This is a genomic window from Sphingorhabdus sp. (assembly GCF_046596595.1).
Classification (GTDB): Bacteria; Pseudomonadota; Alphaproteobacteria; order Sphingomonadales; family Sphingomonadaceae; genus Sphingorhabdus_B.
Genome location: NZ_JBKJMB010000103.1, coordinates 1 through 13,320 on the forward strand (window position 1 = coordinate 1; position 13,320 = coordinate 13,320).

Here is a 13,320-nt window from a genome sequence, read left to right on the forward strand (position 1 = left end):
ATCGAAGGGCGCAATTGCCCCACCAGCCCAGCCGCATGCCACGTCGTTCCGCTGGTCAACTGCTTGCGTTCAAGCAACACCACATCGTCCCAACCAATCTTGGTCAGATGATAGGCAATAGAGCAACCGATAACGCCGCCACCGATGATGACGACCTTCGCCTTTTTGGGGAGTTCAGCCACTGACTTACACCTTCATCTTGGCGTTATCAGCATCGTAGGCGGGATGCTCAAGCACCGTCCCAACGCGTCGTTCACCCTGCAGCATGATGTCAAAACGCGACCCTGGCGCTGCATTTTCAAGCGGAACACAAGCAAAGAAAAGACTTTTGCCAACGCGGTGGCCATAACCCCCTGACGTGGTCAGGCCAATGCAATGGTCGCCTATCAAACATGGCTCTGCACCGCGCACGTCGACATCAGCGGTGTCCACCTGACCATAAACAATGCGAAAGCGGTCAGGCGCCTCCAGCGTCGCTTGCTTGCCGACGAAGTCATCCTTGTTGAAATTGATAAAGCGCGGCATGTCCGCCTCAATCATTGTCAATTCGTTGGTGAGTTCGGAACCCCAAGCCTTATAGCCCTTTTCGACCCGCATCGTGTTTGCGGCGTACAGGCCGTAATTGACGATGCCATATTCCTGCCCCGCGTCCCAAACGGCATCATACAGCGCGGCTAGATTTTCCATTGCCGGATGCAATTCCCACCCAAGCTCACCTGCATACGAAACGCGAAGCGCCCGCATTTTTATGCCTGCGATTGTGATTTCCTGACCGCTTAACCAGCGGAAACTTTCATTATTCAGGTCAGCATTGGTCAGCTTTGCCAACACATCGCGCGAACGAGGGCCATTCATCACCAGAACGCCTAGGTCCATCGTCAAATTGCGGATAGTTACATCCTCATGCGGCAATTTGCTCTGGATCAGCAAATCCCAATCGCGTTGCTCAGCTGCGGCCGCCGACAGGCAATAAAAATGATCATCGGCAAAACGTGTCACCGTCATTTCGCCGAAGATACGGCCCTGCACCGACAAGGGGTGCACCAATCCTACACCGCCCAATTTCTTTGGCATCCGGTTGGCGCAAATACGATTGAGGAAGGTCTCCGCATCGGGGCCGCATACGTCATATTTGGCAAAGCCAGACAGATCGAGCACGCCGACGCGTTCGGCAACGGCTTTCACCTCGGCGGCAACAGCGTCGAAGCTATTGGTGCGTTGGTAGCCGCCTTGTTCCTCGGCTCCGTCAAGCGCGAAATACTTCGGCCGCTCCCATCCATAGGTTTCGCCATAAATGGCTCCGGCCGACAGTAATTTGCCGTATAGCGGACTTGTCTTTTGTGGGCGACCGTCTGGTTCCTCTTCGCCCGGAAGCCGGGTTGTAAACGTCATCCGGTAATCCAGAAAAACCTTATCGCGGCTGTAATTTTCGTCGGCATAGGGACCATAACGGCGCGGGTCGAACTCGGTCATGTTGATATCGGCGTCTCCGAAGACCATCCATTGCGCCATATATTTGCCAGCACCGCCGCCTTGCGCAATGCCAAAGCTAGTGCCGCAACAATGCCAGAAGTTCTTTAGTCCCACAGCCGGTCCCAACAATGGGCCGCCATCGGGCGTATGCGGGATCGCGCCGTTGACAAAGCGCCTCAGGCCGACCTCGCCAAATATAGGCATCCGTTCAATCGCGCGCTCAAGCCATGGAGCAATCCGCTCCAAATCTTCGGGAAACAGCTCGCTGGTCGAATCCCATTCAGGGTGTCCGCCGCGCGGTGCCCATGCCTCAGCCAAACCGGTGTTTTCATACACGCCAATCAGTCCGCTCTTTTGTTCCTGACGGAAATAGCCCGAAACATGTGGGCAGCGCATGACGGGGATTTCTTCTTCGCGGTCCTTGAACGCAGGAATGGGATCCGTGACGACATAATGATGCTCCATATTGGTCACCGGAATATCGATACCCGCCATTTGCGCGATTTGCCGCGCGTAGCAGCCGGCCGCATTGACTACGATTTCGGCGCGTATCTTGCCTTTTTCGGTCTCAACATCCCACTCGCCAGTTGGCAATTGGGTCAGCCCAGTCACACGGTTTTTGCGCACAATCTTAGCGCCCATATTTTTTGCACCGATGGCAAGCGCATTGCAGATGCCTGACGGATCAGCGTGCCCGTCTTCAGTTGTGCGCGCGCCTGCGATAACACCGTCAAGTGTCATGAACGGGTTGTGGCGCAGAATTTCCTCCGGCGGGATAATCTCCATTTCAAAACCGATGATCTTGGAAAACCCCTCAATGTAGCGCATCCAAGCCAATTCACGCTCGTTCGTTGCCAGACGAATTCCACCGGATTTGTGCCAGCTTACATATTGCCCAGTCAGCCCTTCGAGCTTTGGATAAAGTTCGTTGCTATAGGCATGTATTTTGGCGAGATTATAGCTTCCAGTGATGTTTGGGCATTGCCCAGCGGCGTGCCAAGTGGAGCCGGAAGTCAGCTCGTCCTTTTCAATCAGCAAGCAATCTGTCCAGCCAAGCTCAGCGAGATGGTAAAGCAACGAAGCCCCCATTATGCCGCCACCAATGATGACAACCCGCGCCGATGTTTGCATGAGATCTTTGCTCCTTGAAGCGTTTTACCGTCTGAACCTTAGGGCGGGTTTGCGGTCAGGCACAAATGGGGAATATGACGGGACCGGTTAAAAAAATTTTTGGATGACAATGGCTAGTGGCTGTAAGGAACTCGGCGTAAAATCATAACGGGAAGGCTAAATTATGCGGGTTGTATTGATTACGGGTGCTGCACAAGGGGTCGGCTATGCGACTGCCAGGTTGTTTGCCGAAACGGGGCATCATGTCGTCATGACCGATTTGCAGCCGCTTGATGCGCAAATCGAGACACTTTCGGCACTTGGTGGAAGCGTGTCCGGATTATCCGGTGATATTTCGTCAGAAGCTTTCGTTACCGGACTGGCCGAAAAAGTTGCGCGCGAGCACACAGCGGTCGACGTCCTTGTCAATAATGCTGGTATCAGCCTGATATGCCGCGCCGAAGACACTAGCTTCGACCAATGGCAAAAGGTCATGAACATCAATCTGACCGGACCGTTTTTATTGTGCCGGGAAATTGGTAAGCAAATGCTTGCACGTCAGCGAGGCAATATTGTCAACGTCGCCTCGATTGCTGGCCTACACGGTGTTATTGACCGGTCCGCTTATAACGCCTCAAAACACGGGCTGATCGGGTTAACACGGACGCTTGCAGCCGAATGGGGCAGTCGCGGCGTGCGCGTAAATGCAGTATGTCCCGGCTGGATCAAGACTGAAATGGACGAGGCGGACCAAGGTTCAGGCGCCTATTCCGACACAGATATCATCAACCGCGTTCCCATGGGCCGTTTTGCAAAACCAGAGGATGTTGCACGCGCCATCGCCTTTCTTGCGCATGACGATAGCTTCATAAACGGCGTTAGCCTGCCCGTGGACGGGGGGTGGGTCGCCGATGCCAGTTGGGATGATCTTCGTTTGAAAAAGCGTTGAAAGATTTTGCATGGCCGGGCAGAAACTTTATCGCCGAATAATGCACCCTTGGACCGTCACGGCATAGTCACAGTTTTCATCTAGGCGCTAGACATCTGAGATGTTGTCTTAATAGCAAAGCGAAGCCCGATGACGGCCATTTCCATTTCGATCCCAAAATTAGATTTGCAGGCCTATACGCTCTGCGCCTTCCGGCTATTGTGGATTGCACTGCCGCTTTTGATATTGTTGCCTCTTCACCTCGTGTGGCATCTGCTGAAACTGCCTTCGCCTTGGGCGATGTTGTTCATGCGCATTTGCGCGCGTGCACTGGGCGCACGTGTGACTGTTTATGGAAATCCGCTGCGAAGAGATGTTTTCTTTGTCGCCAACCATTTATCGTGGCACGATATTCCGATCCTGGCCGGGATTACCGGTTCTGCTTTTGTGGCGCAGGATGGTGTTCGCAACTGGCCAGTGATTGGTTGGCTCGCCAAGCTGAACCGCACGATTTTTATCAGCCGTACGGAAAAACAAAACGTCGCGCAGCAAGTGGCAGAACTACGCGAAGCGATTGCAGAGAATTGGTCAGTAACGCTGTTTCCGGAAGGGACAACATCCGATGGCCGTGGGTTATTACCGTTCAAACAATCGCTGTTTGCAACGCTTGCGCCGCCACCCAAACCAATGATGATTCAACCTGTGTTGTTCGATTTCGGTTATCACGGGCCAGAAATAGCGTGGTTGGGCGAAGAAACGGGTTGGGAGAGTGCATGGCGCGCTTTTACAAGACCCGGCAGTTACGATGTTGGGGTGCATTTCCTGGAGCCGTTCGACCCCGGCGCGCTGGCTGACCGTAAACTTGTGTGCGCCCTTGCCCGATCCCGGCTTGCAGACGCGTTATCTGCTCAGCTTGGGTACGAAGTGCACTAGAGTAACCAATCGCGCGTCGTTACCCTTGCGAACAGCAAAATAATTCACCCAACCGGCCAAATTTTTCAATTGTGGCCTTGCATCGACGGCGCTCTAACTTTTTCAACTGGCGTGTAACGCTTCTTGGAAATCAACTGGGTGTAATCATGAAAATCGGATTTATCGGCCTTGGCAATGTCGGCGGGAAATTGGCGGGTAGCCTGATCCGGAACGGACATGACGTGACTGTCCGCGATCTTGATGAAATGCTTGTTGCCGAATATGTCGCGCGCGGCGCGTCTTCGGCTGCATCACCCAAAGCATTGGGCGAAGCTGTCGATTTGATTGTCACCTGCCTGCCATCTCCCGCCGCCAGTGCAGCCGTGGCCGAGGGCGAAGATGGCTTTTTACAAGTGATGCGTCCCGGGCAAGTGTGGCTTGAAATGAGCACCACCGATTATAGCGAAGTCATCCGATTGGGCGCGCTCGTCGAAGCGCATGGTGCGATGTTTATAGAATGTCCGGTTTCCGGCGGCTGTCACCGTGCCGATACGGGCAATATCGCAATTTTTGCTGGCGGACCGCGTGCCGCGTTTGAATTTGTTCTGCCCGTTTTGACAACAATGGGACGCCGCATATTGCACACAGGCGATTTGGGGACCGCATCGCAACTGAAGGTCATGACCAATTATCTCTGCACAGTGCATCTTGTTGCGCTGGCTGAGGCACTGACCACGTGCAAGGCCATCGGCCTCGATATGAACACAACATATGAAGCTATCCGAATTTCATCGGGCAATAGCTTCGTCCACGAAACCGAAAGTCAGGTGATTTTAAACGGAAGCCGCGACATCAATTTTACGATGGACCTTGTCAGCAAGGACGTCGGCCTGTTTAACAAGATTGCTCATGCTGCTCATGTACCAGTCGAATTATCGCCGCTCATCGTCAAAATATTCAAAGAAGGTGAGGAAGCTTATGGTCCTCGCGAATTTTCACCGAATATCATCCGACGCTACGAAGAGCCGCTGGGTATAAAGGTTCTGGGTACTGGCTTCCCTGCCGATATGGTCGATGATGAACCCGAAGAGCCGGGTTACGAGGTGGTTCCCAGACGTTAAATGGCCGTGACCTGCGACCGGCTATCAGCAACGTTTTTGAACATCCAATCCATGAAAGTGCGGATCCGCGGATTTTCTCTCATGTCCTTGCGGCAAATGAGCCCCCATGCGCCAGGACAGACAGCCTTATGGGCGATAGGCCGCACCAGACGCCCAGCCGCTAAGTCCTGATCAACGAAAGGGCCATTGACCAACGCGATCCCTTCGCCGTTGAGCGCCATTTCCAACGCAACAGCCAAGGTATCAACCATCAGGTAGGGCACAGATGGCTTGAACTCAGCTCCGGCTGAAGCAAACCATGTTTCCCAATTTTGCACCTCCGTGTAAATGGCAACGAGAGGCTTGGTCATCAATTTTTGTGGACCAAGATCCCGACCCATGGCCTCGGCCACCTCAGGACTACATACTGGGAACAGCGCATATTCATAGAGGGGTACCCAATGAAACTTGGCCGGGTCAGGCTCAGTTGCGCAATAGACCAGCCCAACATCTGCATGCACATCGTCGAAATCCCATTCAACCGCACACGTATTAAGCGTCAGTTGAATTTCGGGATGATCGGCTAAAAACTGCGGTACCCGCTTGGCAAGCCAGCGGATGGACGCCGTTACATAGGTTTGTACGCGAAGCGGCTTGTTGAGAGCATTACGGTGAACCTCTTCGACGCCCTCAAGCAGCGATTCAAACGCCGCCCGCACATAAGGGTAAAGCACCTTGCCCTCTTCGGTAGAAACAATGTGGCGTCCTTCTTGAACGAACAATGTTACGCCAAGAGCGTCTTCGATAAGTTGAACTTGATGACTGACCGCAGGGTGCGTGAGGCAAAGCTCATCGGCAGCGTCGCGAATACTTTGGTGGCGGGTAGCGGCTTCAAAGCCTTTGAGTGCCTTTAAAGGCGGCAATTGCTTGAGGTCGATCTTCGGATGCATCGCCACTCCCTCCCCGGATTCGCGCTGTCCAATGGGGATAGCACAGCACAAAAGGACTGGTAAATTAAATTAACGCATCAGTTTTGCATCTTCCAAAACCATCGCAGCCCCTTTCTCAGCTACCATGACGGTTGGTGCGTTAGTATTTCCTGATGTAATAGTCGGAAACACCGAAGCATCGATAACCCGCAGGCCCTCAACACCGTGTACGCGTAAGCGGACATCAACCACTGAAGTGTTAGGATCCGTCCCCATCATACACGTACTCGTGGGGTGATATACCGTGTCGGCCCGGGCACGAAAATCGGCCAACAATCCTTCATCACTATCGACATTGGCGCCGGGGATGAGCTCCTCGGTAATTATATCAGCGAGCGGCCTAGTCGTCGCGAGTTGGCGGAGAATCCGGTTGCCAGCCAACACGTCGTCAATGTCTGCTTGCGTTGCCAGATAATTCGGATGGATGGCCGGGTATTTGGAAGAATCCGAACACGTAAGTTCAATGTGCCCTCGGCTGGTCGGACGGCAGGGGTTATGCGAAAGCAAAAATGCCGAAAACGGATCAGGGTTCAGCAGTTTGCGTTCTGACAAGGGGGTCTTGGTGTAACTGACCGGACTGAAGTACAGTTGCAGATTGGGGTGCTTTTTGGTCGAATCACTCCGCACAAATCCGCCGCTTTGGTTTACGCTCAACGACAGCGGCCCTGCGCGGTCAGCCATATAACGTAACCCGGCCCTTATTTTTCCCAGCAATGGATGGAGCATATCGTTCAACGTTGCGGTGCGGACTTTGTAAAAATAGGAGACGGCAATATGGTCCTGCAAATTACGGCCCACTGCTGCTGCATCAATTAATGGCTCAATGCCGACATTTTTCAGATGGTTTGCTTCCCCGATACCCGACAGCATTAACAATTGAGGCGAGTTAATCGCGCCGCCCGAGAGAATGACTTCGCGCCGCGCCCTGGCCTCTACGCTCATGCCCTTGCATGTGTAAGCAACGCCTACCGCGCGGCGTTCCTCGAACAATATTCGCGAAACATGCGCCAGTGTCTGAAGCTTAAGCGTCTTGCGCTTTCGCGCCGGATGCAAAAACGCATTCGCTGTGGATGCGCGCCATCCGCCACGTGTGTTGATTTGATAATATCCCACACCCTCTGGCTGACAGCCGTTGAAATCATTGCTCGCCGGAAAGCCTAATGTCTGCGCAGTCTCGATAAAGCTGCTGCAGATGGGATGCGCAAATGGCGAGATATCGGTAACATGCTGCGGCCCACCTTGGCCGTGATACGCACTGTGCCAGTCGAAGTCCTCTGACTTTTTGAAAAAGGGCAACACATCGTCCCAGCCCCAGCCTTTGTTGCCCAATGCTTCCCAGTCATCGAAATCATGCGGCTGCCCGCGCACATAGACCATGGCATTAATGGAACCCGACCCGCCTATCACCTTTCCGCGTGGCCAATAGCTTCGCCGGCCGCCCAGCGCCTCAACTGGCTCGGTATCGTACATCCAGTTGATCCGCTTGTCGAAAAAGGTGCGGCCGTAGCCAATGGGCATTTGAATCCAGATGGACCGATCGCTGCCGCCTGCCTCAAGCAACAAGACGCTGTATTTTCCGTCTTCGGTCAAACGATTGGCAAGCACACAACCCGCCGTGCCTGCGCCGACGATGATATAGTCGAATTCCTCAGTCACTGAACCGGGTGCTGCGTCATTTCGAGGTGAAGCATATTGCCTGTGTAGGGATTGGCGCGCGCAACGTCTTCGTTCAATTCGACCCCTAAGCCCGGCGCAGTCGACGGGATAACATGCCCCTCCTCGAAACGGATGGGCGATTTCAAAATTTCAGTATGGAACCCGCCCCACGTCTCAATGCTCTCAAGAATGAGGAAGTTTGGTGAACAGGTCGCAATCTGAATGTTTGCCGCACCGACAATTGGTCCACAATATAAATGCGGCGCAATCTGCACATGATCAACCTCCGCCATTGCGGCAATCTTCTTTGCCTCCAAAATGCCCCCGACCCGGCCAAGGTTCATTTGCAAAATTGCCGCCGCACCCGCACGCAGCAGACGCGCGAAATCATATTTCGTTGTCAGCCGTTCACCTGTGGCAATTGGAATAGACGTTGCCCTTGCGACCTTGGCCATTTCATCAGGCGCATCGGGCGGCACCGGTTCTTCCAACCATAATGGGTCATAAGGCTCAAGGCGTTTAGCCAGCCGAATTGCGCCTGATGCCGTCATTTGACCATGTGTACCAAACAACAGGTCAGCTTTCATACCAACCGCTTCGCGCAACGACTTTGCAAACCGTTCGGATAGATCAAGCGCCTCCAACGACAATTGTCGTCCATCAAATGCCGAATAAGGCCCTGCAGGATCAAATTTCAACGCGGTAAAGCCATGGGCCAAATATTCCGCTGATCGCTCTGCCGCCAGATCGGGGTCGTGATATACGTCTTTTTTGTCGCCGGGTCGCGGATAGATATAGGTGTAGGCACGTAGTCGTTCATGCACCTGCCCGCCAAGCAATTTATAAACCGGCTTATTCGCCTCCTTACCGATGATGTCCCAACATGCCATTTCAAGCGCTGACAAAACCCCCATCAGCGTCAGATCGGGATGCTGCGTAAAACCGCTGGAATATACCCTGCGCCACATTGTTTCGATATCGTGGGGGTCATTGCCTGCGACGTACCGCGCAAACACATCCTCGATCATCTTGGACACCAAATGCGGTTCAAACGGGACGCAATACGCCTCACCGATTCCCGACACGCCACTGTTGGTTGTCAGTTTGACGAAGACAAAATAGCGCCCACCAAAATGCGGCGGCGGGTTGCCGACGACGAAGGTTTCAATGTCGGTTAACTTCATCCGTCAAAGCCGTTGATGACTTTTATTTCAAGGAAATCATGCAAACCCCATTCACCCCATTCACGTCCGTTACCGGACTGTTTGTAACCGCCAAAGGGGGACGCATAATCCTGGCCCGAACCGTTAATGCTGACACCGCCTGCACGCATCCGGCGCGATACTCGGCGGGCGCATTCCAGATCGCCGCTTTGCACATAAGCCGCCAGGCCATAAGGCGTATCGTTGGCAATCTCGATAGCTTCGGCTTCGTCCTTGAACGGGATCATGACCAGAACAGGTCCGAATACTTCCTCCTGCGCAATTTCCATTTTATTATGTACGCCAGCAAAGATGGTGGGCTTCACATAATAACCGCGATTGAAACCATCTGCCCGCCCGGTGCCTCCAGCGACAACTTGCGCACCTTCGTCAATCCCGACCTGAATGAGGCGCTGTATTTTGTCGAACTGCAATTTGCTGACGACTGGCCCGAAATGTGGTCCCTTTTCCATGGGATCGCCGAGCTTCGCATTTTGTGCAGTGCGCGCAGCGATTTCCACTGCGGCGTCATAGGCAGGTGCCTCGACCAGCATCCGCGTCGGTGCGTTGCAAGATTGGCCGGCATTTTCAAAGCAGTGCAGGACGCCGCGCTTCACCGACGCCTCCAGATCGGAATCGGCAAACACGACATTGGCAGATTTGCCGCCCAGTTCCTGCGATACGCGCTTAACGGTGTCGGCAGCAGATTTCGCAACCTGAATACCCGCCCGCGTTGATCCAGTGAAAGAGATCATGTCGACCTCGGGATGGCTCGTCAACGCGTCGCCGATGGCAAGTCCAGTGCCATGCACCATGTTGAACACACCCTTGGGGAAGCCTGCCTCATCAATAAATTCGGCGAACAATTGCGCCGATAATGGTGCGATTTCGCTAGGCTTTAGCACCATTGTGCAGCCCGCAATGAGCGCAGGACCAATTTTAGCGGCCAATTGGTTAATTGGCCAATTCCACGGGGTAATAAGAACACAAACACCAATGGGTTCGCGAACCAACCGGGCGTTGCTTCCAATTGGACGTTCCCATTCCATTTCGCGGGCCGCGACAATCGTTGCCTTCAAATGGCCTGGGCCACATTCCGCCTGCGCATTGTAGGACAAATCATAAGGCGCGCCCATTTCGGTCGAAATAGCGGTGACCATTTCGTCGTAGCGTCGTTCAAAAATAGCGATCAGTTTTTCAACCAACGCAACCCGATGGTCGAGCGTGGTTGCTGCATAGCCATCAAACGCTGCCCGCGCTGCATTTACCGCCACGTCCACATCGTCATGCCCACAAACGGCAACAATAGCGCAGACTTCCTCTGTTGCCGGATTCACTGCTTCAACGGTGGCAGTCGAGGTCGCGGGCAGAACCCACGCCCCGTTGATATAGGATTTCAATGGCAAGTTAGACATATCCGATGGCTCTCTTTTGATCTTCAATAATGTATTTTTCGGCACGCCAATAGTGCCAGGCCGCCCACAAACCCGTTGGTGCTAGAATGAGCTGCGCAAGACGCAAAGAATCTGCATTGCCACCACCCGCGGCGTCAAAAAAGTCGCTTAGACCGCCAACAATTGCCGGTGCGATGATCAGGTTAAGCACATTGGCAACAACCAAGGATATAGCGACGGCCATTGCCCGCATTTTCGGTGGAGCCAAGTTTTGGCACAGCGCAAATGCCGGGCCAATGTAGAAATAGATTGCCGGAATAAACAACCACCACATAAACTGCGCCAAGTCCAGATCCCGTGTATAATATGCAAGAAACGAAGGGACAGTTGCCAATGCCGTTACCACGGCCAAAAGCCGGGCGATTTTACGTGGATCGGTATAAGCAGGGCGCGCCACTACCCATGCCGTCAACAAAGACGCACCAATCCCGCCAATAAGGTAAATCCAGCCCAGCATACCGCCAGCTTCGCCTTCATCCATGCCATATGTGCGCTGCAGGAACAATGGCGTGAACCACATCAATCCCCATCCCCAAAAGGCAGACAGGCCGCTGCCGGTCATCGCATGCACAGCCGATTTTTGTGACCATAGAAATTTCATCGTTTCCATGATTGTCGGCGCTTTATCTTCCGTGACGACGTCAAGGCGCCCGCGCTTTGGTTCCTTAATCGTTACCATGATGATCAGCGCCAAAATGATGCCAGGCACGCCCAGCACAAAGAAAGCGGCGCGCCAGCCGTGTAATGTAGAGACAAAACCCGCGATGTCCGAACCAAGCCACGCCCCGATCGGCGCACCAAGCGCGAACACGGTCATGGCCATGGAGCGCCGGTCGGCGGGAAAATAGTCAGCGATTATGGAATTGCACGCTGGGGTGCCGCCAGCCTCACCGATACCCACGCCCACACGGGCGAAAAGCAAATCGATATAGCCGCGGGTGTATCCGGTAACCGCGGTCATCAGCGACCAGACGGCAACCGAAGCCGCCAAAAGGTTACGGCGGTTCGTCCGGTCACACAGCCATGACAAAGGGATACCCATCGTCACATAAAAAAGCGCCAGCGGCAGGCCAAGCCATGCGGTCTCCGTATCGCTCAATTTTAGCTCTTCGCTAATCGGCCCAAGCAATGTGGACAGAACATAACGGTCAGCGATGCTGATCGTGTACACCAACATCATGATAATGAGGACATACCAACGCTGCCCCAATGTTGAGGCTTCATCGGCATTGACCGGCGCGGTCGGTGATTGGCTCGCCATAAAATTACCCCTCAGGTTGCGGCCAGCTCCGGCCCTAATTTATTACGCAGCGGACCGAGAAAATCGCTAAAATGCTCCCACTGATCGACGCCGCTTTTGAAAATGGGTTGTCGCACCTGTTCGGAGCTCGCGGTTCGAACCGCACGCTCGGTCTGGTGGAAATTGAGGCAAGCCTCTTCAAAAGGAAGTTCGCAATATTCGAGCAAGCGCCGGACCTGATTTTCAAGATCAGCCACGACATCCTCATAGCGGACACGCAGTATCTTGCCGGGCAACACCTTGTCCCAATGGTCCATGAGCGACACATAATCGGTATAATATTGACCGACTTCCTCAAGCCCATAGGTAAATTCCTGACCTTCCGCGAAAAGCTGCTTAAATCCGCTGAAACAGCAGCCCATGGCTCCACGGCGCGCATCAATAATCTTGGCGTTCGGCAAAATCATGTGAATAAGGCCAATGTGACGGAAATTATTCGGCATTTTATCGATAAAATATGCCTTATTGTGCTTTCGGTACACGCGCGTGTCACGAATGAACTCTTCCCCAAAGCGGGCAACATCTTCGTGTGTCAAATCGGCCAAATTGGCGGGGTATTCTGGTTCCTCGCCAACGACTCTCTGCCGGTCAAGCCGGAAGGCCAATGCAAAGATATTTGGGAGCTCCATCGTCCCCTCAACCTGACTGTGCGAGGCAAGAATTTGTTCAAGCAGTGTAGACCCCGCACGTGGCAGACCAACGATGAAAATCGGGTCACGAGCCGGACAGCCTGCTCCTGGAAATTTCCCTAATAAGTCAGCAGTCACCAGTTCGCGTTGAAGCCGCATTTCGTTCGAAAGCCTGCTTGGATCATATTTCAGCTCCTCACGCTTCAAGCGATTGCCCAACTCATAATATTCGAACGAAGCGCTATATTCACCGCGGTCTTCGAGCGCCTTGCCCAGCGCAAAGCAGAGGTGATACCGGTCATCAAGTGCCGTCATCGGCGATGCCTGCCGCTCCCGCATCTGCGCGATTTCCGCATCGTCGAAGCGGTACGTTTTGAGATTGGCCAAGCTCCAATAAGCGTCGCCGCAGTCCGGCCGCACCTGATAAGCACGGCGATATGCCGCTATTGCGTCATTTTGCCGGCCAACGGTTTTCAGCGCATGGCCATAAGTCAGGTTTATGCCCGGATTATTGGGCATCGATCCAAGCAGAGCCTCATATATCAGCATCGCCTCATCGAAGTTGCC

The 13,320-nt window shown here is 53.7% G+C and carries 11 protein-coding genes; 3 read left to right on the forward strand and 8 right to left on the reverse strand.

What is annotated here, in order from left to right; translation table 11 throughout:
• A partial coding sequence (locus ACLL9E_RS10400; RefSeq protein ID WP_411291669.1) for an FAD-dependent oxidoreductase occupies window positions 1-182 on the reverse strand: 182 nt, incomplete at its 3' end.
• 4 nt (window positions 183-186) lie between these two features.
• Complete coding sequence (locus ACLL9E_RS10405) at window positions 187-2,604, reverse strand: FAD-dependent oxidoreductase (RefSeq protein ID WP_411291670.1); 2,418 nt, start codon at window positions 2,602-2,604, stop codon at window positions 187-189.
• A gap of 163 nt (window positions 2,605-2,767) precedes the next feature.
• On the opposite strand from ACLL9E_RS10405, the gene ACLL9E_RS10410 reads away from it, so the two are divergent.
• The 3 genes from ACLL9E_RS10410 (at window position 2,768) to ACLL9E_RS10420 (ending at window position 5,544) form a co-directional block, all read left to right on the forward strand.
• Window positions 2,768-3,532, forward strand: a complete 765-nt coding sequence (locus ACLL9E_RS10410) for an SDR family NAD(P)-dependent oxidoreductase (protein ID WP_411291671.1) — start codon at window positions 2,768-2,770, stop codon at window positions 3,530-3,532.
• Window positions 3,533-3,661: 129 nt separating this feature from the next.
• Window positions 3,662-4,444: a lysophospholipid acyltransferase family protein gene (locus ACLL9E_RS10415; RefSeq protein WP_411291672.1), complete on the forward strand. Its 783-nt coding sequence runs from the start codon at window positions 3,662-3,664 to the stop codon at window positions 4,442-4,444.
• A gap of 146 nt (window positions 4,445-4,590) precedes the next feature.
• On the forward strand, window positions 4,591-5,544 hold the full coding sequence (locus tag ACLL9E_RS10420) for an NAD(P)-dependent oxidoreductase (protein ID WP_411291673.1): 954 nt from the start codon (window positions 4,591-4,593) through the stop codon (window positions 5,542-5,544).
• On the opposite strand, the gene ACLL9E_RS10425 is transcribed toward ACLL9E_RS10420, so the two are convergent.
• The 6 genes from ACLL9E_RS10425 to ACLL9E_RS10450 form a co-directional block, all read right to left on the reverse strand.
• On the reverse strand, window positions 5,541-6,473 hold the full coding sequence (locus tag ACLL9E_RS10425) for a LysR substrate-binding domain-containing protein (RefSeq protein WP_411291674.1): 933 nt from the start codon (window positions 6,471-6,473) through the stop codon (window positions 5,541-5,543). The genes ACLL9E_RS10420 and ACLL9E_RS10425 overlap by 4 nt on opposite strands.
• Window positions 6,474-6,542: 69 nt before the next feature.
• Window positions 6,543-8,168: a GMC family oxidoreductase gene (locus ACLL9E_RS10430; protein ID WP_411291675.1), complete on the reverse strand. Its 1,626-nt coding sequence runs from the start codon at window positions 8,166-8,168 to the stop codon at window positions 6,543-6,545.
• Window positions 8,165-9,352, reverse strand: a complete 1,188-nt coding sequence (locus ACLL9E_RS10435) for a mandelate racemase/muconate lactonizing enzyme family protein (protein WP_411291676.1) — start codon at window positions 9,350-9,352, stop codon at window positions 8,165-8,167. The genes ACLL9E_RS10430 and ACLL9E_RS10435 overlap by 4 nt, the downstream gene beginning before the upstream one ends.
• The gene (locus ACLL9E_RS10440) at window positions 9,349-10,785 is read right to left on the reverse strand and encodes an aldehyde dehydrogenase family protein (protein WP_411291677.1); all 1,437 of its coding nucleotides are present in this window, start codon (window positions 10,783-10,785) and stop codon (window positions 9,349-9,351) included. Before ACLL9E_RS10440 ends, ACLL9E_RS10435 begins: the two co-directional genes overlap by 4 nt.
• Window positions 10,778-12,085 carry a spinster family MFS transporter gene (locus ACLL9E_RS10445; RefSeq protein WP_411291678.1) on the reverse strand — a complete coding sequence of 436 codons (1,308 nt, stop codon included), beginning with the start codon at window positions 12,083-12,085 and terminating at the stop codon, window positions 10,778-10,780. The genes ACLL9E_RS10440 and ACLL9E_RS10445 overlap by 8 nt, the downstream gene beginning before the upstream one ends.
• Before the next feature lie 11 nt (window positions 12,086-12,096).
• A partial coding sequence (locus ACLL9E_RS10450; protein ID WP_411291679.1) for a sulfotransferase occupies window positions 12,097-13,320 on the reverse strand: 1,224 nt, incomplete at its 5' end.